This is a genomic window from Soonwooa purpurea (assembly GCF_053891095.1).
Window position 1 is genome coordinate 13,929 of the sequence record NZ_JBSSMA010000012.1, and the last position, 24,120, is coordinate 38,048.

Annotated in this window: 17 protein-coding genes; 13 read left to right on the plus strand and 4 right to left on the minus strand. The window is 35.0% G+C overall.

Features of this window, described 5'->3' with window-relative positions; all coding sequences use genetic code 11:
* Positions 1 to 66: 66 nt before the first annotated feature.
* The gene (locus ACVFVN_RS11320) at positions 67 to 666 is read right to left on the minus strand and encodes a porin family protein (RefSeq protein ID WP_456235333.1); all 600 of its coding nucleotides are present in this window, start codon (positions 664 to 666) and stop codon (positions 67 to 69) included.
* Positions 667 to 875: 209 nt separating this feature from the next.
* Positions 876 to 1,919: a 3-dehydroquinate synthase gene (gene aroB, locus ACVFVN_RS11325; protein WP_456235334.1), complete on the minus strand. Its 1,044-nt coding sequence runs from the start codon at positions 1,917 to 1,919 to the stop codon at positions 876 to 878.
* 121 nt (positions 1,920 to 2,040) lie between these two features.
* Between aroB and ACVFVN_RS11330 the strand changes: the two genes are divergently transcribed.
* The 8 genes from ACVFVN_RS11330 to ACVFVN_RS11365 all read left to right on the plus strand — a co-directional run bounded on the left by ACVFVN_RS11330 (position 2,041) and on the right by ACVFVN_RS11365 (position 12,652).
* Positions 2,041 to 3,210, plus strand: coding sequence for a proline dehydrogenase family protein (locus ACVFVN_RS11330; RefSeq protein ID WP_456235335.1), 1,170 nt, complete (start codon positions 2,041 to 2,043; stop codon positions 3,208 to 3,210).
* A gap of 224 nt (positions 3,211 to 3,434) precedes the next feature.
* Entirely contained in the window at positions 3,435 to 4,427 is a 993-nt protein-coding gene (locus ACVFVN_RS11335; protein ID WP_456235336.1) for an isoaspartyl peptidase/L-asparaginase family protein, read from the plus strand.
* A 24-nt stretch (positions 4,428 to 4,451) separates the two neighbouring features.
* The gene (locus tag ACVFVN_RS11340) at positions 4,452 to 5,114 is read left to right on the plus strand and encodes a copper homeostasis protein CutC (protein WP_228455918.1); all 663 of its coding nucleotides are present in this window, start codon (positions 4,452 to 4,454) and stop codon (positions 5,112 to 5,114) included.
* A gap of 157 nt (positions 5,115 to 5,271) precedes the next feature.
* Positions 5,272 to 6,180, plus strand: a complete 909-nt coding sequence (locus tag ACVFVN_RS11345; protein WP_456235337.1) for an AEC family transporter — start codon at positions 5,272 to 5,274, stop codon at positions 6,178 to 6,180.
* A 92-nt stretch (positions 6,181 to 6,272) separates the two neighbouring features.
* Complete coding sequence (locus tag ACVFVN_RS11350) at positions 6,273 to 6,515, plus strand: hypothetical protein (RefSeq protein WP_456235338.1); 243 nt, start codon at positions 6,273 to 6,275, stop codon at positions 6,513 to 6,515.
* Positions 6,516 to 6,618: 103 nt separating this feature from the next.
* The gene (gene priA / locus ACVFVN_RS11355; RefSeq protein ID WP_456235339.1) at positions 6,619 to 9,066 is read left to right on the plus strand and encodes a replication restart helicase PriA; all 2,448 of its coding nucleotides are present in this window, start codon (positions 6,619 to 6,621) and stop codon (positions 9,064 to 9,066) included.
* 150 nt (positions 9,067 to 9,216) lie between these two features.
* Positions 9,217 to 10,668, plus strand: coding sequence for a D-alanyl-D-alanine carboxypeptidase/D-alanyl-D-alanine endopeptidase (gene dacB, locus ACVFVN_RS11360; RefSeq protein ID WP_456235340.1), 1,452 nt, complete (start codon positions 9,217 to 9,219; stop codon positions 10,666 to 10,668).
* A gap of 52 nt (positions 10,669 to 10,720) precedes the next feature.
* A complete protein-coding gene (locus ACVFVN_RS11365; protein ID WP_456235341.1) occupies positions 10,721 to 12,652 on the plus strand; it encodes a M1 family aminopeptidase in 1,932 nt (643 codons plus the stop codon).
* A 50-nt stretch (positions 12,653 to 12,702) separates the two neighbouring features.
* Here the strand turns inward: ACVFVN_RS11365 and ACVFVN_RS11370 are convergent, their stop codons facing one another.
* Positions 12,703 to 16,377: a metallophosphoesterase gene (locus tag ACVFVN_RS11370; RefSeq protein ID WP_456235342.1), complete on the minus strand. Its 3,675-nt coding sequence runs from the start codon at positions 16,375 to 16,377 to the stop codon at positions 12,703 to 12,705.
* A 23-nt stretch (positions 16,378 to 16,400) separates the two neighbouring features.
* On the opposite strand from ACVFVN_RS11370, the gene ACVFVN_RS11375 reads away from it, so the two are divergent.
* A complete protein-coding gene (locus ACVFVN_RS11375) occupies positions 16,401 to 17,603 on the plus strand; it encodes a Pycsar system effector family protein (RefSeq protein WP_456235343.1) in 1,203 nt (400 codons plus the stop codon).
* A 59-nt stretch (positions 17,604 to 17,662) separates the two neighbouring features.
* Here ACVFVN_RS11375 and ACVFVN_RS11380 read toward each other — a convergent pair whose 3' ends face one another.
* Positions 17,663 to 19,996, minus strand: coding sequence for a GAF domain-containing protein (locus ACVFVN_RS11380; RefSeq protein ID WP_456235344.1), 2,334 nt, complete (start codon positions 19,994 to 19,996; stop codon positions 17,663 to 17,665).
* A gap of 149 nt (positions 19,997 to 20,145) precedes the next feature.
* On the opposite strand from ACVFVN_RS11380, the gene rlmN reads away from it, so the two are divergent.
* The 4 genes from rlmN (at position 20,146) to ACVFVN_RS11400 (ending at position 24,063) form a co-directional block, all read left to right on the plus strand.
* Positions 20,146 to 21,177 carry a 23S rRNA (adenine(2503)-C(2))-methyltransferase RlmN gene (rlmN, locus tag ACVFVN_RS11385; protein ID WP_165132217.1) on the plus strand — a complete coding sequence of 344 codons (1,032 nt, stop codon included), beginning with the start codon at positions 20,146 to 20,148 and terminating at the stop codon, positions 21,175 to 21,177.
* A gap of 28 nt (positions 21,178 to 21,205) precedes the next feature.
* Positions 21,206 to 22,144: a sterol desaturase family protein gene (locus ACVFVN_RS11390; RefSeq protein WP_456235345.1), complete on the plus strand. Its 939-nt coding sequence runs from the start codon at positions 21,206 to 21,208 to the stop codon at positions 22,142 to 22,144.
* A gap of 105 nt (positions 22,145 to 22,249) precedes the next feature.
* Positions 22,250 to 23,026: a hypothetical protein gene (locus ACVFVN_RS11395; protein ID WP_456235346.1), complete on the plus strand. Its 777-nt coding sequence runs from the start codon at positions 22,250 to 22,252 to the stop codon at positions 23,024 to 23,026.
* A gap of 59 nt (positions 23,027 to 23,085) precedes the next feature.
* Positions 23,086 to 24,063, plus strand: a complete 978-nt coding sequence (locus ACVFVN_RS11400) for a polyprenyl synthetase family protein (RefSeq protein ID WP_456235347.1) — start codon at positions 23,086 to 23,088, stop codon at positions 24,061 to 24,063.
* Positions 24,064 to 24,120: the final 57 nt, after the last annotated feature.

Consider the following 24,120-nt stretch of genomic DNA (forward strand, 5'->3'; position numbering starts at 1 on the left):
TTTTAAATAATAAAAGACCGAGAATTTTCTCGGTCTTTTTAGGTTAAATTTGATTAGTATAACAGCTTAGAATTTATAATTCAGTCCAACTTGGAACGTATTATTTCTGTTTTTGTTATCATTATTTTCTAATGAGGTGTTACCGTTTTTATTAATATCAGTAAAGCCAGCTACATAACGCGCGTTGATACCTATATTTTTATTGAAGTTAAATCCTAGACCCAATCCAGCACCCATATTAAAGCTGTTAAATCTATCCTTGTCTAAATCCACGGTTGTTTCACCACTTCCATTAACTTCACCTTTCGCTTTAGAACTTACTAAGAATCCAAACTCAGGACCTGCTTCTAGATAGAATTGCGGCGTCGCATTAAACTGGAACATAACAGGTACTGTGATATAATCTAACTTTAGTGTTGCAGACGTATTATCTGTAAAGTTAACTTTTGATCCCATTTGGCTATACATCACCTCTGGTTGAATACTGAATTGTTCAGATAAAGGAGCATTCATGAACACACCAGCGTTGAAACCCACTTTTGATTTTGTATCCTCGAAGCCATCTTTTGAAATTGAAGAAATATTTGCTCCTGCTTTAATCCCGAATTGTTGTGCGAACGACATTGATCCAACTACAACTGCTAATCCTACAAATAACTTTTTCATAATATTAAATTTTAAATTTCAATTTTAATTTTTTGTTTTACGACAAGAGTCCTTTCAAATACTTTGCCAAAACGTTTAAATTATTCGAAATTTATAGACTTTATTTTTATTATAAATGTTAAATGTTTTGTTTTAAATTATTGATTTTTAAATTGTTATGTGCTTGTGTTGTTTTTTTTTAAACATCTAAAAAATCTGTTTTTTAATCGCTATTTTTTTAAATTTCGGTAGTAGTTTAAAGCCAAAATTAAATGCTTTTCGCTCACTTTTTGATCAAAAACGCCAATGCCAACCCCTTCAATCAACGAAAAATTAATAGCTCCATTTGCATTTTTTTTGTCATTTAGCATCAAAGACAATATCGCCTCATTACTAAAGTCCAAAATATCAACATACGGAAAGAATGTTTGAATTTTGTGAATAATTTCTAAACTAGTTTCTTCAGTAATTAGTTGAATGAGATACGAAAGATGCGTCTCGATAATCATTCCTAAAGCCACAGCTTCACCATGCGGAAGAAGTTGGTTGTTGGCAAGGAAAAGGCTTTCGATGGCGTGACCAACGGTGTGTCCGAAGTTTAGATTTTTGCGGATGTTTTGTTCTTTAAAATCTTTTTCAACAATTTCTTGTTTTATTTCTGTACTTCTTAAAATGTGTGGACGAAGATTTTCCACAGACAACTCAGAAATTGCAACCAATTGTTCCCAATGTTTGGCATCAGCAATTAAGCCATGTTTTAGCATTTCTGCAAAACCACTTCTTAGCTGTACAAAATCTAGACTTTCTAAAAAATCAGGATAAATAAAAACATGCTCGGCCTCAGCAAATGTCCCGATAATGTTTTTTAAATATTGATGGTCAATGCCCGTTTTCCCACCTATGGACGCATCGCACATTGCCAAAAGACTTGTCGGAATATTAATGAATGGGATGCCACGTTTGTAAGTTGATGCAACAAAACCGCCCATATCGGTAACAACGCCGCCACCCAGATTTATGACTAAAGCTTTTCTGTCAGCTTCCAAGTCAGCAAGTATTTCCCAAAGTTGAACACTTGTGTTAATATTTTTGTTCTCTTCACCAGCTTCGATTTCTATAATTTCGAAAGCTAAATCTGTTTCCATATTGGCCAACAAAGTCGGAAGACAATCTTCATGCGTGTTTTCATCAACAAGAATAAAGATTTTACTCGCGATGTTTTGTTTCAAAAATATATTTAAACTGCTGAAATTTTCGTCTAGTAAACTTATCATAAAAGGCATTTTTGCAAAAGTATGAGATTTTTCAGCAATGCGAGGCTTTCAAAATGTTTTTTTTTTTAAGAATTAATGATTAGGATTGCTTAATTTTGAGCAATCTAATTTTATTCGAGACATGAGTATTTTCAATGATACCAAACTAGCTTTTGCAGACAAAACCGATAGCCAGCTCAAAAAAGCTTATTGGATGTTCAAAGCTATCGAAAACCCGACATTGACGAATGTTGGCGTTTCTATGCTTAATTTTGTTGTAAAAAACAATTTTCCTTTCGTAGATGGAATTGTTAAACAAACTTTGTTCGAGCAGTTCTGTGGTGGAGAATCGCGCGAAGAAAGTATGAAGGTTGTCAAAACTTTATTTAAACATAAAATAGGAAGTATTTTCGATTATTCTATTGAAGGAAAAGTTGACGAGGAGACTTTCGATGCTTTTTGCAAAGAGATTAAAGATATCGTTCGTTTTTCTATTGGCAATCCAGCAATTCTGTTTGTGGTGTTCAAGCCAACTGCTTTTGGTAGAATTGATTTGTACGAAGAAGTTGGAAAAGGTGTAGAGCTTACAAGCAGTCAAAAGGAAGAATGGCAACGCATTGTTAATCGTTTTGATGAAGTTTGTAAACTTTGTTACGAAAGCGACAAAAAAGTAATGGTTGATGCCGAAGAAACTTGGATGCAAGATGCTGCCGATAAGCTGTGCGAAGAGATGATGGAGAAGTATAATAAAGAAAAACCAATTGTCTGGAACACCATCCAAATGTACAGAACTGGCCGTCTAGAATATATGGAAGAACATCTACAACGTGCGAAAGAAAAAGGCTATTTCATTGGCTACAAAATCGTTCGTGGCGCGTATATGGAGAAGGAAAGAGAGAGAGCAACAGAAAAAGGCTATCCAGATCCTATCCAGCCCAACAAAGATGCTTCTGATAGAAACTACAATTCAGGAATTGATTTTATGATGAATAATCTCGATCGTGTGTCTGCATTTTTCGGAACTCATAACGAAAAATCAACAGAGCTTATCATGGACAAAATGCAAGCAAAAGGATTACAACACGATAATCAACATGTACATTTTGGACAATTGTATGGGATGAGCGATAATATTAGTTATTTTCTGGCAGATAAGGGATATAATGTAGCCAAATATCTTCCTTACGGACCTGTTAAAGATGTGGTGCCGTACCTTACCAGAAGAGCACAAGAAAACACCTCTGTGGCAGGACAAACAGGGCGAGAGCTGGCTCTTATCGAAAAAGAATTAAAACGTAGAAAACAATCTTAATTTGTTTTTCACAAAATATAAAATCTTGTTAGCGAAAGTTGACAAGATTTTTTTTTGAATAATTCTTATATTTATTGAATCAAATTTTAGCTTTAAATAAACACTCCATTTGATTTTTTTTATACGAATGTTTAAATGGAAAATTGATTTGATAATTCGAAAAAATAAAATTTCTTTAAAATCAATTTGCAATATTATTTGCAATCAGTTAAGAAAAAATAAAAATGAATAGCAGAAGAACTTTTTTAAAAAAAATAGGTGTTGTAACCGCAGCAAGTGCTTTAGTGCCATTGAAAGCTGCCGAATTGTTAGAAAGCATGACGCCACTGTCAGTTAACAAACCTATTGTATTGTCAACTTGGGACTTTGGGCTTCAAGCCAATAAAGAAGCATGGAAAATTCTGTCCCAAAATGGAAAAGCTTTGGATGCTGTTGAGCAAGGCGTAATTTTAGTAGAGAATGATCCAGCTGAACGAAGCGTTGGCTACGGCGGAAGACCAGATCGCGATGGTAAAGTAACTTTGGATGCGTGCATTATGGACCATCAATATAACATTGGTTCGGTAGCAGCTTTAGAACATATCAAAAATCCAATTTCTGTGGCGCGTGCTGTTATGGAAAGAACGCCACATGTAATGTTGGTAGGCCACGGCGCATTAGAATTTGCGTTGACGCAAGGTTTTAAAAAAGAAAATCTTCTCACTCCAGAATCTGAAAAAGAATGGAAAGAGTGGCTCAAAGATAGCAAATACAAACCTATTGTTAATATTGAAAACCACGATACCATTGGGATGATTGCTTTGGACGCTCATGGTAATTTGTCGGGCGCGTGCACCACGAGTGGCATGGCTTACAAAATGCACGGCAGAGTGGGCGATTCTCCGATAATAGGTGCGGGATTATTTGTCGATAACGAAGTCGGTGCAGCTACGGCAACGGGACATGGCGAAGAAGTCATAAGGACGGTAGGAACGCATCTAGTAGTAGAGTTGATGCGGCAAGGTCGTACACCTCAAAATGCTTGTAGAGAAGCCGTAGAACGAATTGTTAACATTGCGAAATCAAGAGGGGAAAGTTTGAAGGAAATTCAAGTTGGATTTATCGCACTGAACAAAAAAGGCGAATACGGCGCCTATTGTATTCAGGATGGCTTTAGCTTTGCGGTTCATGATCAAAAGGGAAATCGCCTAGAAAAACCTGAATTTAGTTTAAAATAAACCTTGGTCCATTTAAAAAATCTAATGATGTCAAAAATTGAAATTGCTTGTTTTAACGAAACTTCTGCATTAATTGCTATTCAAGAAAATGTAGATAGAATAGAGCTTTGCGAAGATTACTCTTTGGGAGGCATCACGCCAAATATCGAAACTTTACAAAGATTGGAAGCCAAAACCAATATTCCTATTTTTGTGATGATAAGACCGCGAGGTGGCGATTTTTTTTACAACGAAAAAGAATTTGAACAAATGAAATCCGATTTGATGATGCTAAAAGAAGTGGGAGCGGATGGTTTTGTTTTTGGAATTTTGGATGAAAATAACCAACTGGATTTTGATAGAAATTTAGACTTAATTAATCATGCAGGCGCAATTCCGTGTACTTTTCATCGTGCCTTCGACCGAATAGAAAATCAGGAGCAGGCTTTAGAAGATGTTATCAAATGTGGTTTCAAAACCATCCTCACTTCAGGTGGCAAAGCTTCTGCAATGCAAGGTTTGGAAAATTTAAAAAAATTAAAAACTTTAGCGAACAATAGAATTAATATTTTAGTGGGTGGCGGCGTGAGATCAGAGAATGTTGATATTTTAAAACAAGATTTTGATTATCTACATTCTGCGTGTATTTCAAAAGATTCGGAGGAAATTGACATACAAGAATTAAGAAAATTATTGCAACAACTTTAATAATTTTTGAAGCTTTCACCAAATATGAATCAGTTATTTCAATTATTGTCATTAAATGATTTTCGACATCTTTTTTAAATTTTTTCACTCAAGTTTTTCTCTTTTTTTCAGCTAAAGTAACTTTGCGGTCTTAAGTTTCAAATCTAAAATCTAAAAAATGGTAAATTTTGTTTTGATAGCAATGTGCATCATTGCTGGAATGGTTTTCAAAGCAACAAAATCTATACATCCCGATGCGCACAAAGGCATCAATACTTGGATTCTTTACTTGGCTTTACCCGCTGTTTCTTTTAAATATTTACCGAAAGTAGAATGGTCCAAAGAAATGCTCTTTCCCATTTTTGCAACGCTTTTAATTGCAGTAGGAAGTGGGGTTTTCATGAAAATCTATTGCAAATACAAAGGCTATTCTAGAAGATCTCAAAGTACGTTGGATTTGGCGAGCGGTTACAGCAATACCTCTTTCATTGGTTTTCCGTTGATTTCTGCTTTTTATGGCGAAAAATTACTGAGTATTGCTATTATTTGCGACCAAACCATGTTTTTAGGATTGTCCACTTTAGGAATAATTTCTGCATTAAAAGGAGGAAGCAAATCTGGAAATGTAAGTGCACAATTTATTCTGAAAAGACTTTTCACTTTTCCGCCTTTCATTGGTTGTATAAGTGCTTTGGTGATTTCTCAGTTTGTGAATTTAACGATCGCAGAACCGTTCTTCGACAAATTGGCAGCAACGGTTGGACCTTTGGCCTTGTTTTCTGTTGGATTACAACTTAAATTCAATGGTTGGAAAAAATTAATGCCCCAAATTTCAACTTCTATGTTGTATAAATTAATTTTGGCGCCTGCAATTGTTTTGGTTTTGGCTTTAATTCTCGGAATTAAAGGAGATGTGGCAAAAATTACCATTTTCGAAGCCGCAATGCCCACTTTGGTAACTTCCAGCATCATTGCAGAACAGTTTAGACTCAACACAAAACTCACCAATCTCATCATCGGAATAAGCATTGTTGTGGGCTTTTGTACATCCGCAATTTGGTATAAAGTGATTGAATTCTTGTTTTAATTGATTTAAAAATACATTTCTTAATAAAACTTATTTAATGGATATTCTAAAAGATTCGTAACTTTAATGTGAACTTTTAAAAATAACACACAATGGATTCAGAAAATACTAATCAAGGAAAAGACAAAGTAGATTTGGTAGAACATGCCAAAAATTACATTGAAACACAGAGAGAAAACAACGAAGATGCCACACAGGAAGGTTGGTTTAAATTATTAATCAAAGAAGATCTTATTCAAGGTTGGAATGAAGTAATGGAAACCTTTACGGGCACTTGGGAAATCGCCAATAAGATGATAGATTCCATGTTTGGGATGGATAAAGGTGAAAAATAAATTGACACAGACAACAACTTCATATCACATTGTAAAACTTTTTTGGAAAAACCAAATTGCACTTTTCTAAATTAAACTTTATTTTTACGCTTTAATTTAGATTTTGCATTACGCCCAGATTATTTTGCCACTACATTTAGAAGGATCTTTTACCTATAAAGTTCCCGATGAATTATTGAGCGAAATCCAATTGGGAATGCGTGTTTTGGTGCAATTCGGTGGGAAAAAAATCTACACAGGAATTGTTTGGGATTTGCATCAAAACGTCCCCGAAACTTTTGTTCCGAAAGAAATTATCAATATTCTTGATCAAAAACCTATTTTACCCATTGAGCAAATTCAGTTTTGGAATTGGCTTTCCGACTATTATCTCTGCAATTTAGGCGATATTTATCGTTTTGCTTTTCCATCGTCTTTAAAATTGGAAAGTGAAACCTATTTAAAATTAAAACCCAATGCTGTTGTAGATTTTCAGAATTTGGATGTGAACGAAATGTATCTTATTCAAGCTTTGGAAGTCCGTCAAGTGATTAATTTAACGGATATCGAGGCTTTTATTCCAAAAAAAGAAATCATAAAAACCATCAACTCGTTAATTGATTTGCAATATATTGAAATTGATGAGCAGGTTGCGGAAAAATACCGAGCCAAAGAAGTGGCTTATGTGAGGATTAAAGAAGGGGTTTTACAGAATTTTCAACTGACAGAAATTTTGGCTCAACTGAAAAGAGCGCCAAAACAAAAGGAACTTTTTTTAGCGATTTTAGAAAAGCAAACCGAAAATCCAGATCTCGCAATAAAAAAATCGGATTTGTTTGATGATGGATATTTTGGAGCCTCCCATATCAAAGCTTTGTTGGATAAAAATTGGGTGGACGAATATTATTTGCAGAAAGATCGTTTGCAAAGTTTTGAAGGCGAAACCGAAGATTTAGAAGTTTTAACGGAAGCCCAAACCCAAGCTAAAATTCTTGTGGATGAAGCTTTTGCTGAACATAAAAATGTTCTTCTTCATGGTGTGACTTCTTCGGGGAAAACCCATATTTATCTAGAAAAAATTGAAGACTGTATTAATTCTGATAGAAATGTTTTGTTTTTGCTTCCAGAAATTGCTTTAACCAAGCAGATTACTCAGCGTTTAGAGAAAAAATACGGTTCTGCTTTAGGATTTTATCATCAAAAACTCACCGATTTTGAAAGGGTAGAAGTTTGGAGAAAAATAAAAAATAACGAGTTTAAAATTCTTATCGGAACTCGAAATGCGTTGTTTCTTCCTTATCAGAATTTAGGTTTGATAATCGTAGACGAGGAGCATGATTCGGCATATAGACCACGTGAAGTTTCACCCGTTTTTAATGCTAAAGATGCGGCTCAAATTTTAGCTCAGAAATATAAAGCGAATCTTATTTTGGGTTCGGCAACACCTTCTGTAGAAAGCTATTTTGCGGCTCAAAAAGATAAGTTGAAATATGTTTTTCTAGGTGAAAGATTCGGGAATGTGGATTTGCCGAAATTTGAATTGATTAATTTTAAAGAAGCTCAGGATTCTAAGAATGTTTCGGGAGATTTTTCCTTTTATTTATTGGAAAATATTCGTCAGAATTTAGAACATAAAAATCAAACTATTGTTCTTCATAACCGCCGTGGTTACGCCAATGTTGTAGAATGTGAATCTTGTGGTTACGTTAATTATTGCTCCAATTGCGATGTGGTGATGACGTATCATAAATTTTCGAATGAAATGAAATGCCATTATTGTGGTCAACGAGCTTCAAAACCGAAAGTTTGTCCTAAATGTCATTCCGAAAACCTCAATGAAAGAGGCGTTGGTGTGGAACAAATTCATGAAGAATTGTCCAAACTTTTCCCTGACGCAGAAGTTGATAGAATGGATGTGGATTCAATGCGTAAGAAATTTGCGTACGAAAAACTCTACGAAAAAATTGAAGACCGCGAAACCGATATCATTGTAGGAACACAAATGATTTCCAAAGGTTTAGATTTTGATCATATTGAATTGGTAGCGATTCCGAGAGCAGATTCTATGTTATATGTTCAGGATTTCCGTGCTGAGGAACGCGCTTACCAGTTGATGACGCAGGTTTCGGGAAGAGCGGGAAGGGTTTCAGGAAAAGGAAAAGTTTTAATTCAAACTTACAATCCTCAAAATCCAGTTTTTGAGCTGATTCAAAAAGAAGATATTTCGGGTATTTACAATTATTTCCTCACAGAAAGAAAGAAGTTTCATTATCCGCCGTTTACAAAGCTCATTATGATAGAGTTGAAGCATCGCCGAGAAGATAAAGTGAATCGTGCCTCTCAGTTTTTGGGATCTATTCTAAGAAAATATTTACCCGAAGAATGTATTCTGGGTCCAGAACCCGCTTCTATAGCACGATTGAACAATATGTATCAGTTTCAGATTTTGCTTAAACTTCCGAGAGGGAAAAAATATCAGGAATTCAAAACTTTGATATTAAAAAGTCTGCAAGAATTTGATGAAATTAGCGCATACAAATCTATAAGAAAAGGCATAATTGTCGATTTTTAACAATTTTTAACAAAGTTTATAGGCTTTTATAACCGCATATTTTAGTTAAAGAGGCAATATTGTATATCTTTACCTCGTTTTGAAAAAGGTTGAGTTATATTAATGATTTCGGATTATTAATTATTCAAAATTTTATCTAAATGTTTGAGAATGAATAAATTTAAAAAGAGCTTTAGCGTACTTAGTTTAGGTTTTTCCATTTGCATTTTTGCACAAACATCTGCAGTATCTTCAATTCCTCAATTTTACGAGCAACCAGGTCTTTTGGCGAAAGAGATTTCGCCCGAAAAATCTTTGTTGACACCAAAAGAGAATATTGAAGTTAACATCAACAGAATGTTTACGGATCCTGTTTTAAGAACAGCTAATTGGGGTTTTGTTGTTTATGACCCGAAAAGCAACAAAGTAATTACATCGTATAATGAGGAGGCACCATTAATTCCAGCTTCAACAACCAAACTCTTGACAACGGAGACGGCTTATTCTTATTTTGGAGGAAATTTCCGTTGGAACACCCAGTTGGAGTATTCTGGAATAATTGATGAAAATGGTGTGTTGGATGGCAATCTGTACATTATTGGTAGTGGTGATCCTTCTTTTGGAGCAGCACGCGTGGGTTCTACAACGACTTCTGGTCTGGTTTCGCAATTTATAACTGCTATTCGTGATAAAGGAATAAAAAAAGTAAATGGCGAGATCATCGTAGAAACAGCGGTTTTCAAAGAAAATAAAAAGGATTTGCCTGCCAATATTGTTTGGTTAGACCATAATAATTACTATTTACCCGTTGGTACAACAAAAGATATTGATCCTCGCAACGAAAGATTTATTGTAAAACAAAATAATCCTTTCAATAATGAGAAACGCTATTTTTATATATCGCCATACAATAACAAAATGGTATATGCAGACAAGTTTGAAGGGATGGGATTGACTACAAAATTAGCTGAGCCACCTATGGCTGTCGCTAATTCTTTGAAAGCTACGATGCAAAAATCTGGATTTCCAGTTGTTGGAAAAGTAACGTCGAGATTTATGGATCAAACGCCAGAACCTCGCGAAATACTTAGTAATTATAAGTCACCAAGTTTATCAGAAATTGTGCATTATGTCAACCAACATAGTGATAATGCACTTTCTGAATCGCTACTGAAATGTCTTGGCTTTTATGTTGCAGGCGATCAATTGGCTGAAAGTGGAAAAAAAGTTGTCCTTTCTCATTTAGAAGATAAATCTTTTGATGTCGAAAATTTAAGTTATGCAGATGGTAGTGGTTACTCACGAAGTAATCTTGTTACCCCCATGGCGCAGGTTAAATTTTTATCCAAACTGATGAAAGAATCGTATTATAACGATTATTTTGAATCCTTGCCAATTGCTGGACAAACAGGAACGCTTAAAAGAATGTTTTTGTCCAATTCTAATGGACAGATTTTCGCAAAAACAGGAACTTTAAACCGCGTGAAAACCTTGGCAGGTTATATTAAAACAAGAACTGGCAAAACCTTAGTTTTCTCATTATTAATCAATAACTACAATGGTTCGGTTTCTCAAGTTAAAAATAGAATGGAACAACTTTTGGATCCAACCTTAGATTTGTAACACAATATTTTATATTTTTAATACTCGCAATTCGCGAGTATTTTTTTTGCCTATGAAAACAAATTTTATCATTTTAATTTTATCTTCAATTTCGTTGTTAAGTCAGGCCCAGACCAGAATACAGCAAGATAAAATAATAGAAAGCGAACGTCAAAAAGCAGCAAAATCTTTGCTTTTTAATGAGAACGAAAATCCAAATACACTTAATTATGATCTCCAATATATAAGAATGGAGTTGGATTTGGATCCGGCACAACAATTTGTAAAAGGTACTGTGACTTCACATTTTAAAATGTTAAGTCCATCCAATACGATTTATTTTGACTTAGCAAATAATCTTACAGTTAGCCAAGTCAAGTACCACAATCAAAATCTTAGTTTCCAGCAATTGGCTAGTAAAGAAATTAAAATCAATTTTCCAACGTCGATTCCTGCATCGGCTTTAGATTCATTATCAATTACTTATAGTGGATCTCCAGATGATTCGCAAGATGCCTTTACCTCACAAACCCAAAGTGGCGTACCTATTTTAGCGACTTTGTCAGAGCCTTTCGGCGCTAAAGAATGGTGGCCAACCAAGCAAAGTCTTAATGATAAAATTGAAAAACTGGATATTAAAATTACAACATCAACGCAGTATAATGTTGCAGCGAATGGTGTTTTAGTTTCAGAAACCAATATAGGATCAGGAAAAAAAACGACTTTTTGGAAATCCAATATTCCTACGCCAGCTTATCTTGTCGCCCTAGGAATTACAAATTACGTTAAACTTACTGACAGCTTCGGAAGTGGGGCAAATGCTTTTCCGTTCATTAATTACATATATCCGTCTACAGCTAATAATAGTGGACAAATGGCAGCGATTAATTGGACCAAAACCTGCATGGCAACTTTTGAAGAGCATTTTGGCGAATATCCTTTTCGAAGTGAAAAATATGGACACATGCAGTTCAATGCTGGTGGCGGGATGGAGCATACTACCATGAGCAGTATGGGGTATTTCTCGCAGGGTCTTATTGCGCATGAGTTGGCACATCAGTGGTTTGGTGATAAAGTTACTTGTGGAACTTGGAACGATATCTGGCTTAATGAAGGTTTTGCAACGTTTGGAGAACATTTGGTTTACGAAAAATTAGTAATGACACCATCAAACTTTAAAAGCTATCTTCAAAATGAAATGGATTATATTACAAGTGTGACGGATGGCAGTGTCTATATCCATAATCCAGAACCTACTTTCGGACAAATTTTTAATGGTCGAATGTCTTATGGAAAAGCCGCTTATGTGTTGAGAATGTTAAAGTGGAAAATGGGGGAAGCTAATTTTTATAACATGCTAAAAGCTTATCATACAGCGCCACAATTTGCAAATAGTTATGCGAAAACTGCTGAGTTTGTTGATTTTGTGAATAGCTTTTCGGGGCAAGATTATACCGAATTTTTTAATGATTGGATTTATGGGCAAGGTTATCCAAGCTATACAGTGCGTTGGAAACCTGGAGCAACGACAACGGCTGTGACTTTCAAAATCTCGCAAACCCAAAGCCATAATTCGGTGAGCTTTTTTGAAATGCCTTTGCCTATAAAAGTTGCTGGAGCCAATGGTCAATCGGTAGATTTGGTTTTAGATCATACTTCTAACAATCAGTATTTCACAAAAGAAGTTGGTTTTCCGGTAACGGCGGTTTATTTCAACCAAGATTTACAGATTTTAACCAGGAATTCGTCGGTTATACGTGATAATAACTTACAAACCAACGATATTAAAACTTCAAAAATTAAATTATATCCAAATCCTGCAAAGACCGAACTTTTTGTTTCAGGTTTAACAAAAGATACAAACTACCAAATTTTCTCTTTGGATGGACGACTTTTGGAAAACGGAACTTTTAATAATGGAAAAGCCATTAATATTTCGCGATTGGAAAAAGGTGAATATATCTTGAGTTTTGATGAAGAAAGACAAAAATTCTTAAAACAATAAATACAAAAAAAGAGAAGCTAAAAACTTCTCTTTTTTATTTATAATTAAATTTAAAAATCTACACCAAAACCAATGGCAATTCTGCCGCCATCACTAGATCGGAAATAGCTGGCTTCTACGCCGAGCATGTCCAAAGCATTCAGCCATAATCCCAAACCATAAGAGTTGTGCCATTTGTCGGTAATTTCATTCGGGATCCATACACGTCCATAGTCAAATCCACCGAAAATTCCAATGTTAATCGGCACGAATGAGTTTTTGACAGTTCCTAAATCCAAACGCAAGTCGGTGGTTTGGAAATAGCTTGTTTTTCCATAAAAACGATCAAACCTAAAACCTCGAAGATTATTGTTGCCTCCCAAAGTTGCCATTTGGTAAAATTCATAATGATTAGAAAGCAACCATTTTGTTTCAGCATAAGTGCTAAGAATTAGCTTCTCATTATTGGTAAAATAATGAATAAACCCTAAACCAGTTACCAAACTTGGCAATTTTTTTTCAGAATTGTTGAGGTTTTGGCGATAATTGAAACCAAGCTTAAATTTCATTCCCAAACTAGGATTTACTTTTTTATTTAAATTTTCAAAATCGAATTCAAAATCCAATCCTGCAAAATGTTGTGTGTTGAAAAGATGCGCGTCTACAACGCCTGGTAAATTAACTCTACGATTTGCCGTTGGTTCAACTTTTAAAGCTTCATACACGAGGCTTGCTGAGAACCAACTTGCATTTTTTCGCCAGTTAATCGATGGTTTTACATAGAATTCTTTTGCACGGATACGGTAAAAATCTTCATCATAAAGTTTTTCTTCATTAATTGTTAAGTTGCCTTGACCAAAATAATTTCTAATAAAATGAGAACCTGTGAATCCTGTATTCAAGCCATAATACCAATGGCCAACCAATCTTGGAAAAATGCCTTCGTAGGCGATTTCGTACCCCTTAGAACCAGTGAAATAGTTGGTTTTTAAACTGTGTTTTGCAGCAAATGGATTGTTTTTAAATCTTTTTTTGGTAAAAGTTGTTGTCATGCCTAACACAATTTCGTCATCTGGATTGTAATCAAGATTTGGCATTCCACTCCAAAAGCTGTATTTCAGACGCCTATAATTATACTCGTTGAGCTCGTAATCGTCTGTGAGTTTTGCAGAAGTATTGGCGGGGATCGTATTGTTTTTGGATTTATAATCATAAATACTGACGCGATTGTCTTTTTCAATTTTATAAGTATCATGATTGAGACCGCCGAGAAGTCGAAGTTTTATTGGATTATTCTGTTTTCCATTGACAATAAGTTCGTCTTCGTCGCCCAAACTATAAATCCAAATTTCTGAAGTTTCTTTTTTCAAATAGTTTTTTTGAAATGTCAATTCTTCGCCATCTTGCTTGTTTCGATAGATTTTGACTTCTGTTTCTTGGTTGGGAAGTCGCGTGATAACAAATTTATCTTTTTTATTCGTTCCGGTTAAGATGACATTTTTTCGTAAAACTTTGTAATAGTCAGAAGCGTATTTTTGCAAATTCTGTTTTCTATGTTCCAGATTTTGTTTGATGTTTTCTACATCTAGATTTTGGATTTCTTTTGGGAGTTTTGTAAAAGCTTTATCAATCACCGTTTTGGTCAGATGGGTTTTGATAAAATCGGCTTCGCGTTTCCAATCTTCCTCGGTTGCATGGTTGGTAAATGCCAAATCGAGTGGGAAAGGCTCCATATTGAACCATTTAATTTTTTTAATATTTGGTCCAAAACTTTGCATGTGTCGTAGCCCTGGAAAATTTAAAAACATTTGCGTAGCCAATCCATCGTATTTAACGAAAGCCTGGTCGCGGTCTTTTGGGATTGGAGAGATATAAATTTTGTCTCCCACATTTTTTTGTTCCCATTTCCATTGGTCATAATGTCTGTCCCAATCGCCAATTAACATGTCGAATAATCTTGCACGGATGTAGGTGGCTTCGTCTATTTTGTATTTTTCGTCTTTAGCCAAGAGTTTTATAACATCTTCTGTACTTAAGATTTTGTTGGGATTTTCTTCTGTTTCTGCAGGGCGAATTTCAAGATAATACAATTCGTTACCAAAAGTTTGATTGTAATTTCCAAGCGCATTTTGCTTTGGTACAAAATATAAACTTGGATCTGTATGTTTAATGCCGATAGACTCTGCTAAAGCGCCGATGGCTAAAGGCGTATAAGGATTGGAAGATGTGTAAAAATCTAATAAGAATTGATCGGCAAAACCACCTTCGAAATCGTCAACAACATAACGGTCTTTAAAAGCAACCGACTGCAAAAATCGGACGCCGCTTTTACGAAGTGCTCGTATCACGTATTCGCCTTTTGGCGTGTCCAGTCGTAGAGAGTTGGTTTGATGTCCGCCGCCTGCGCGAGTGGCTTTGGCGCCACCAAGCAATGTGTCCAAATCCAATGTGGGAACTGTAATTGGGGTGCTGTAAGTTTCGCGATAATTATTGCCCCAAAGGAATTTGTGAAGTTTTGATTTTTCGGTTTCTTTCGAATTGTAAATACTAGTTGTCGTTGTTGTTGGGAAGTTTTTCTCGTAATTTTTGACAGTATAATTGTCCGCCTGTAAGACAGAACGGCGGAATAATAATTTCTCTTTCTCATTTTCGCGACCGTAATACGACACTTCAGCATCGCCCGATTTTGAAATTTTTAAAACCGCATAACCATTATTTCCGTACGAAAAATCATTTTTAGAAATAGCAGCAGCCGCTTCCGATTTGGAGCCTGCACCGCTAATAATTTGTCGAATCTTTCCTTTTTCGATGTACTGCAAATTGTGATCGTGCCCCGAAACAACAATAACATTGTTTTTGTCTGCGATAAGCGTTAGCAATCTGTTGGCTAATTTTCGGTAATTGGCGTTGGATAAATCCTGATGGGTTATGCCGCCTGTTGCGCGCATCAGATTAATTCCAGTTCCTAAAATCGGTAATGGGAATTTATTTTCTAAAGGAAAAATCTGTTTCTCCATCGAATAATAACCGCCATGAGAGCCATGGTCTATTAATGGATGATGTATTGCTACAACGATGGTTTTGTTTTGATTTTTGCCGAGTTGATCTTCAAATTCGGTAAAGAAATCTTCTCTGGTTTTGATGTCGCATTTTTCGTTGATGCCTGGATTTTTGTCCCAATCTGCCAAAAACCATTCGGAGTCAACAGTTATTAAGGCAATATCTTTTCCGATTTTTCGGGTTTCGAGAGGACAAGAATTTTTTGGAGAAAAGGCTTTTTTGTTACCCGTTTTTTCGATGACATAATCTTGTTGTTCTTTTAGGCCGATGATGCCTTTGCTGTACCAATCGTGATTTCCTGGGACAAAAATTCCTTGACCTTTAAAGTTTTTCATCAAAGCAATTTGGTCATCTAGTTTTTCTTCTGCCAACTTACGATTTTTGGAATCTTTTGTCGGCAAACCACTTGGATAAATGTTATCACCTAAAAATAAAAGAGTGCTGTTAGCATCTGCAGAATCCAATTTTTGCTGAAACTGATTGAGGATTTTCTTTGTGTGTTCTTTGTCTGCGTTTCCGGCATCGCCAACTAAATAGAAAGTATGGGCAATATCTTGGTCTTTTATACGTTGAGTAGTATTAAAGTTTTTTATATCTTTTCCATATTGGGCTTTTTCTGTAGCACAAGAAATACTTATTATTGCGAGGACAGAAAGCATTCCATATTTTGCAGTAAATATTTTCATAAATTTGAATCAAACATTTAATAATGAACATCGTTAACAAGGCAGAGCAATACGTTATTCAACTTTTCAAAGATAAGCTTTCTCCCGTTTATTCTTTTCATAATCTTGACCATACCAAAAGAGTTGTTACGGCTACGGAATTGTTAGCTGATGAAGAAAATGTTAATGCAACAGATAAAGAAATTTTAACATTAGCAGCGTGGTTTCATGATGTTGGTTATTGTCAATCTTGTTCTGTACACGAAAATGTTGGTATGCAGGAAGCCGAAAAGTTTTTGAAACAAGAACAGGTTTCGCAAGCAGAAATTAACGCTGTTAAGCAATTAATCCATGCCACATCATTAACCTATGTTCCGCAGAATTTATTAGAAAAAATTATTAAAGATGCGGACTGCTCGCATATTGGTTCGGAAGATTTTTTTGCCATTACAGAAGCTTTGCGCCAAGAGTGCAAACAAGTTTATCAAAAGAAAATTAGCAAACTGGATTGGGCTAACACCAATTTGACCTTTTTGAGTCAAACACATCAATTTTATACCGATTACGCTAAGAAAAATTGGGAGGTTCAGAAGCAAAAAAATCTTGAAAAAACTTTTGAGCTAATTGCGGAACTTATCGAAGACAAGGACAAAAAAAATCAAACAGAAGATGAAAAAGCTTTACTGAATAAGAAAAAGCTTGAGAAAATAGAAACGCCAGAACGTGCTATTGAAACGATGTTTCGGGTAACGATGAACAATCATACCAGATTGAGCCAAATAGCAGATACCAAAGCCAACATTTTGTTGTCTGTTAATGCGATTATAATTTCGGTGGCTTTGTCGACGATTATCCCAAAATTGGACTCGCCGAACAATGCACATTTAATCATTCCGACTTTTGTAATGGTAGGTTTTAGTGTGGCAAGTATTATTATGGCGATTATGTCAACACGCCCAAAAGTATCTAGCGGAACTTTTACGAGAAAAGAAATTGAGGAGCGAAAAGTCAATCTTTTATTTTTTGGAAATTTTCATAAAATGCCTATTGATGAATATATGTGGGCGATGAAGGAAATGATGAAAGACCGCAATTATCTCTACGATAGCATGTCGAAAGACCTTTATTATCTTGGCGTTGTGCTTAACCGAAAGTATAAAATTCTTAGAACGACTTATACTGTTTTTACAATTGGGATTTTGGTGTCGGTGATTACTTTTTACCTCGCTTTTCGAGAAGTTATTTAATTATTTAAATATAAAAGCCACTTATTATTGAGCAGCTTTTTTGTATTTACAATCTTAAACTATATTTCTGGATAAAACTCGTAGTTCATTTGTTTTGATTCATAATTAATACCGACGCGTATGGCTTGCAATCCTGCAATACCTTGTAGATCTTCGATATCAACGATTTCAATATTATCTTTCAAGTGGCCTTCGTTTTGAAGAATTTTAATAAATTTCAGATACTCGTGTTTTTCGTTTTTTTGCGAAAAAACAATACTCAGTTTCCCTGTTTGTACAAGACGTTCGTTAGAATTTTTTATTAAAGCTTTATCGATACGTTTTTTAATCATTTCGTAGCGCGCATTATAACTACCATCAACGTCAAAGCGTTTTTCATCCATTCGGAATCTTATACTAATTGGCGCACTATAAGCCAAAATTAAGGACGTAATTTCTAACTTCATAGGAAGTTTTTCGCTAAGATTTCGGAAAATAATTTCGCTTTCTGTAATCACTCGAAGTTGCCAGATTCTAAGATTTTTGAGATAAACATCATCAAAACTTAGCCACGGTGCAATGCTGGCACCCATGTAGAAATTATGCTCCACACCGTCGGTTTTGAAACGTTCGTAATAAAATGGAAAACGTTTTTGCTGTTCGTCTTGGCGTTTGTCTAGCAGATTACTAAGTTCTTTGTTTACCATAGAAATGCTATCGTCAAACTGTTTTCTGTGGTGATAAACAACATTAGAATTTCTCTCGAATTGTTTGTAGTAAATCGTTATCTCTTCGTTGTTGCTAAGGCTTTCAAATTTTAAACGGTTAAGAACGGGATAAATTTCCTCTTGAAGAAAAGTCTGAATTTCGCTTTCTGTATTGGCTTTTAGACCAATTTTCAATTCGCTTCTTTTGGTTTTAACTTTAGAAATAATATCATCTAAACCTTGACAACATTCTAAGCTTTTTAGCAAAGTGATAAGAATATCCAGATTGGATTTTATGTCTTTTAAAATCGCATTGTTACGAACATTACTCGAGCTTTTAACATCCGATTGGCCATAAAAAGGAATCAACTTATCAAAAATAATATTCTTGTAAGGCAACCTGTCTGGTTGATCGTGCATGATGTTAATATGCTTCATCGCCTCGTCATGGAATTTCCAATAAACACTTGGATGGATAGAGGTGTACTCTTGCTGAATAAGCGCGGCAACGTGATTTTCGATAGATTCGTATAACTGATTGATTGTATCTTCTAAGTAAATAACGAAACCATCCATCTTATTGGCATTGATACTGTTGAGGGATTTCGATGCCGAAATTAGCTCTATGATGCCGAGCAATTTTCCTTCTTTATAAAGAGGTACAAAAACAGCACTTTTAATTCCCAATTTTTTAAAATTAGCAATAATAAAACCTTCGGATTTATCATGTTCAATTTTATCAATGTCAGAAATACTGAAATATTTTCGACGGTCTTTAACATTTTGTAGTAAAGCTTCGTGGATTTTGTCAGAGAAGAATTGTTTGGGAATCGTTGATAGTATTTTGCTTTCAATAACAGTGTTGATGGGTGTTATCTCAAACTTATTTTCTTTATAATTAATAGCAGTATAGCCAATTTCTAAATCGGCGATTCGGAAAATAGAACGAAAAATGTCGGTAACATCTTTTTTAATATTTCGAAAATCATCTTTAGCCTGAATCAGTTGACTTTTAAGATTCGAAATCGCAACTTCTGAAGTCGCATCGTACATATTGATAATCCCAAAACCTCGGATTTCCCATGAGCTGGGCGGGAATTTTTCTTTCCAAAGATCAATATTATCGTAGTTGTCAACCAGTTCTTCGATTTCTTCTTGGGTGAGAATTTTGGAAGTTTCGGTTGGGTTAATTTTAATAAATTCTGCATTGGTCAACACACGATAATGATTAACATAGCCTTCTTTACTTGGGATATCGTACACGAAAGGCGTCTCCATTTTGAAAGGTGCGTTGAAGTAGGCTTCCAAAATTACGCAACAACTAAGGACATAGAATTGTTCTGCCGTGAAACCACTAATCTGTAAATAAAACTCTTCGCCCGCATTCTCAAGGATTTTCTGAAAACGTTTTGTCGGATTATAAATGAAATTAGCAAACGGTATTCCGACTGCTTTTATCTCATTATTCGAAAGTAATGGCGGAAAAAGTTCTTTAAGAAGTTGTTTGTAAAAAGCATCGTTTTCGCTAAGTAAACGATCTGTTAAAGGCTTTGACAGATTAGGATTTTTTTCAATCTCATTTAACACAAACTTGTGCTGATCAGCGTATAAAGCATCTGTTTTAGCTAAAGATTTTATTTCTTCAATTAAAGTTTCAAATGTAAACGTTATACGAAATGGTGTGTCAAAAGGTTGATCAAAGGTCATATATCCAATATGTTTGTATTTGCAAAGATACATAAACTTTGTCGCGATATAATATGTAATAAATTTGGATTATTTTCTATAAATCAATAATTAAGGTAGATAGGCTCTATGCGAAAAGACTTATCTTTGCACCGTAAAATTTATAGAATTTGAAAGATATTCGTACACTTTCTCTGGATCAACTTAAAGACTACTTCGAAAGCATTGGTGAAAAATCATTTCGTGCCAAGCAAGTCTACGATTGGTTATGGAGTAAAAACCAACATTCGTTTGAAGATATGACCAATCTCTCGAAAAACCTGAGAGAAAATCTTACCCGAGATTTTGTAATTAATCCAATTGCTGTTGATTTGCTTCAAAAGTCAAAAGACGGAACTATTAAAAACGGTGTCAAACTTCATGACGGATTGATGGTGGAATCTGTACTGATTCCTACGGAAACACGTACTACGGCTTGCGTATCATCACAAGTTGGATGTTCGCTTAATTGTGAGTTCTGTGCTACAGCGAAGTTAAAACGTATGCGGAATCTAGAAGTGGCGGAGATTGTTGACCAAGTGGCACTTATTGACAGCCAAAGCAAAATGTATTTTGATCGTCCACTTTCCAATATTGTTTTTATGGGAATGGGAGAGCCGATGATGAATTATAAAAATGTTGTAGAAGCCATCCGTAAAATTACAGAACCAGACGGATTGGGCATGTCGCCACGACGTATTACCGTTTCTACATCGGGAATACCGAAGATGATTAAAATGTTGGCGGATGAAAATATAAAAGTGAAATTAGCATTATCTCTACATTCTGCGGTAGAAAAAACAAGAAATGAGATTATGCCATTTTCGGAAAAATTTCCTTTGACCGAGATTATGGAAGCCATGCAATATTGGTATCAAAAAACAGGTTCCGTTATTACATTTGAATATTGCGTTTGGAAAGGCATTAATGATAAAGATGAAGACATTAAAGCTTTGATAAGATATTCCCGCCAAGTACCTAGCAAAGTTAATTTGATACAATATAACCCCATTGGTGAAGGAAAGTTTGACCATCGTAGTATTGAAGCGGAAGAACGCTATGTCCGCGAATTGGAAAAAGCCGGTGTTACGGTGATGGTAAGACGCAGTCGTGGAGGAGATATAGATGCGGCGTGCGGACAATTAGCAAATAAAGCAACATAATAATTATTGAATAAAAATTTATCTTAAAATGGATTTTGTATTTGGAGAAAACGCTTTAGAAAGTGTGTATGCATGGTCGATTCCGTTACATGCAACCGTTATTTTGGCAGAAATGATATACAGTAGCGTGGCACAAGCTAAACTCTACAGTAAAAAAGATTTGTTTACCAATGTCTATCTTGGATTGATGAACTTTAGCCTTGATTTAATTATGAAGGCTTTCGCCATGGGCGTTATGTTTTTCTTCTATAGTTTCCGATTGATCGATTTCGATATGGGAACTTGGTATTATTGGGTATTATGCTTTTTGATGACCGATTTAGCTTATTATTTTCATCACGTTGTCGATCACAAATCCAGAGCCTTTTGGGCAGTCCATATTACACACCACAATTCCGAATATTTTAATTTGACAACAGGATTTAGAAGTCCAGTTTTCCAGCCATTATACCGATATTTATTCTTTTCCCCATTGGCATTTTTAGGATTTAATCCTTGGTCAATTATGGTCTGTTATGCTGTAGGGCAAGTCTATGGAACTTGGGTGCATACACAAACGGTTAAGAAAATGGGATTTTTAGAATATATTATGGTAACGCCATCTCACCACCGTGTTCATCATGGATGTAATATCAAATATCTTGACAGAAATATGGGAATGGTATTTATTATCTGGGACAAGATTTTTGGAACGTTCGAGCCAGAAGATCCAAAAGTACCCGTAAAGTTTGGGATTTATCCCAAAATGCCAGATGATGGGCCAGTTACGACTTTGTTATATGAATGGCGAAAAATTGCAAATGATCTCCGTCAACCCAATCTTACGATAAAAGATAGATTCAATTATATTTTTAATTCACCAGGTTGGCGACATGACGGAAAAGGAAAAACCGTGAAAGATTACCAACGCGAATATTGGGCAAAGAAAAATGCTCAGACTGTTAAAAAAGAATCCAAAACAGCTTAATATTAAATGAGATTTCGGGTTTTGTTTATGTTTGTTTTTTGTGCAAATTTTGTTTTTGCCCAACAAACAGATGTTTTTAAAATTCGAAGTTTTAAAATTGCGGATTTGTCAGATTCGCTTCGTGAAGGCTCCGGTTTAGACTTTTTGGGAGATCAACTTTTAAGCTTTAATGACAGCGGGCATTCAGGCGATTTATTTTTATTAAATCCAAAAGACGGAAAGATTGAAAAATTTATCCCGACGCAACTTCAAAATCGCGATTGGGAAGCCGTAACAAAGGATTCTACTTCTGTCTATATTGGAGATTTTGGGAATAATAATGGTACACGAAAGGATTTAAAAATATATAAAATTCCGTATCAGGATTTTGACTTTAAAACTGATTCGACGAAAGTTATTTCATTTCAATATCCTGAACAAAAAGATTTTATATCTAATAATCTTAATACCGATTTTGATGCTGAAGCTATGATTTTTTATAATCAAAAAATTCAGATTTTTACGAAAGAGTGGGCGAGTAGAAGTGTCTCGCGTTACGAAATCGATCCCGATAATTTTAATTCTCAAGAAGCTACAAAAATAGAATCTTACAATACGGGTTTTGTCGTGACAGATGCGGCTTATTTTGAAAAAAAACTATATCTAGTTGGCTATACTAAGATGACGCAGGTCTATTTAATGATTTTCGATGAGTCGGATAATCAGATGTTTTTTAGTAAAATACCTAAAAAATACCATTTGGGCAGTGCGTTATCAGTTGGTCAGATAGAAGGAATTGCAGTAAATACTGAAGGCGTTTATCTCTCAAGTGAATTATTCAAAACGCCACTAGGAACGGTCAAACCTAGACTATATTTTATCCCAAAAGAAAAATTAGAATAACGAAATTTCGTTTCTCGCTAATAAAAAATTATCTTTGCTATCATATAATATAACTTACATTGGCTAATATCGTAGAAGAAATCAAACGTCCTATAAATTCTGAAATGAAACTTTTTGAAGAAAAGTTTTATGAATCGATGAAAAGTAATGTGTCCTTATTGGATAAAGTTACCCGTTTTATCGTGACAACCAAAGGAAAACAGATGCGTCCGATGTTTGTATTTCTATGTGCAAAATTAGTGGGGGATGTTAATGAAAAAACCTATCGTGGCGCTTCTATGATTGAGTTGATTCACACCGCGACTTTGGTACACGACGATGTTGTTGATGAGAGTTTTAAAAGACGAAATTTCTTTTCCATCAACGCGCTTTGGAAAAACAAAATTGCTGTTTTGGTGGGCGATTATTTGTTGTCAAAATCGGTGTTGCTTTCTACGGATAACAAAGATTTCGACTTGCTTTCGGTGATTTCCAGAACGATTCGCGAGATGGCGGAAGGAGAGCTGCTTCAATTGGAAAAAGCTAGAAAACTAGATATTACCGAAGAGGTTTATTACGAAATTATTCGTCAAAAAACAGCCACACTTATAGCAGCATGTTGCGAAGTTGGTGTTTTGTCAAACAATTCTGATGAGGTTTTGGCTAAGAAAATGCAAGATTTTGGCACCTATACAGGAATGGCTTTTCAGATTAAAGATGATTTGTTCGATTATACAAGTAGTAATATCATTGGAAAACCTGTAGGCATCGATATCAAAGAGCAAAAGATGACGCTACCTTTAATTTATACTTTAAAAAATTCGACACCAGAGAATTATAAAAAATATTTTAATACCATAAAGCGCTATAATAACGATACTAAAAAGGTTCGTGAGTTGGTGGAATATGTTAAAACTTCTGGTGGAATGGATTACGCCATAAAAGTGATGAAAGACTATCAACAAAAAGCTTTGGATATACTTGCTGAGTTTCCAGATTCAGAGGCGAAAAAATCTTTACAAATAATGCTAGATTACGTTATTAGTAGAAAACTTTAATTGTTCATACATATAAAAGCCTTCAATTTAGAAGTTTTTTTTATTGACTTTAAAATA

Bases quoted from the DNA above. Each gene is read 5' to 3' on its own strand.
- ACVFVN_RS11320 (WP_456235333.1), bottom strand. From the start codon at position 666: ATGAAAAAGTTATTTGTAGGATTAGCAGTTGTAGTTGGATCAATGTCG.
- aroB (WP_456235334.1), bottom strand. From the start codon at position 1,919: ATGATAAGTTTACTAGACGAAAATTTCAGCAGTTTAAATATATTTTTG.
- ACVFVN_RS11330 (WP_456235335.1), top strand. From the start codon at position 2,041: ATGAGTATTTTCAATGATACCAAACTAGCTTTTGCAGACAAAACCGAT.
- ACVFVN_RS11335 (WP_456235336.1), top strand. From the start codon at position 3,435: ATGAATAGCAGAAGAACTTTTTTAAAAAAAATAGGTGTTGTAACCGCA.
- ACVFVN_RS11340 (WP_228455918.1), top strand. From the start codon at position 4,452: ATGATGTCAAAAATTGAAATTGCTTGTTTTAACGAAACTTCTGCATTA.
- ACVFVN_RS11345 (WP_456235337.1), top strand. From the start codon at position 5,272: ATGGTAAATTTTGTTTTGATAGCAATGTGCATCATTGCTGGAATGGTT.
- ACVFVN_RS11350 (WP_456235338.1), top strand. From the start codon at position 6,273: ATGGATTCAGAAAATACTAATCAAGGAAAAGACAAAGTAGATTTGGTA.
- dacB (WP_456235340.1), top strand. From the start codon at position 9,217: ATGAATAAATTTAAAAAGAGCTTTAGCGTACTTAGTTTAGGTTTTTCC.
- ACVFVN_RS11365 (WP_456235341.1), top strand. From the start codon at position 10,721: ATGAAAACAAATTTTATCATTTTAATTTTATCTTCAATTTCGTTGTTA.
- ACVFVN_RS11370 (WP_456235342.1), bottom strand. From the start codon at position 16,377: ATGAAAATATTTACTGCAAAATATGGAATGCTTTCTGTCCTCGCAATA.
- ACVFVN_RS11375 (WP_456235343.1), top strand. From the start codon at position 16,401: ATGAACATCGTTAACAAGGCAGAGCAATACGTTATTCAACTTTTCAAA.
- ACVFVN_RS11380 (WP_456235344.1), bottom strand. From the start codon at position 19,996: ATGACCTTTGATCAACCTTTTGACACACCATTTCGTATAACGTTTACA.
- ACVFVN_RS11390 (WP_456235345.1), top strand. From the start codon at position 21,206: ATGGATTTTGTATTTGGAGAAAACGCTTTAGAAAGTGTGTATGCATGG.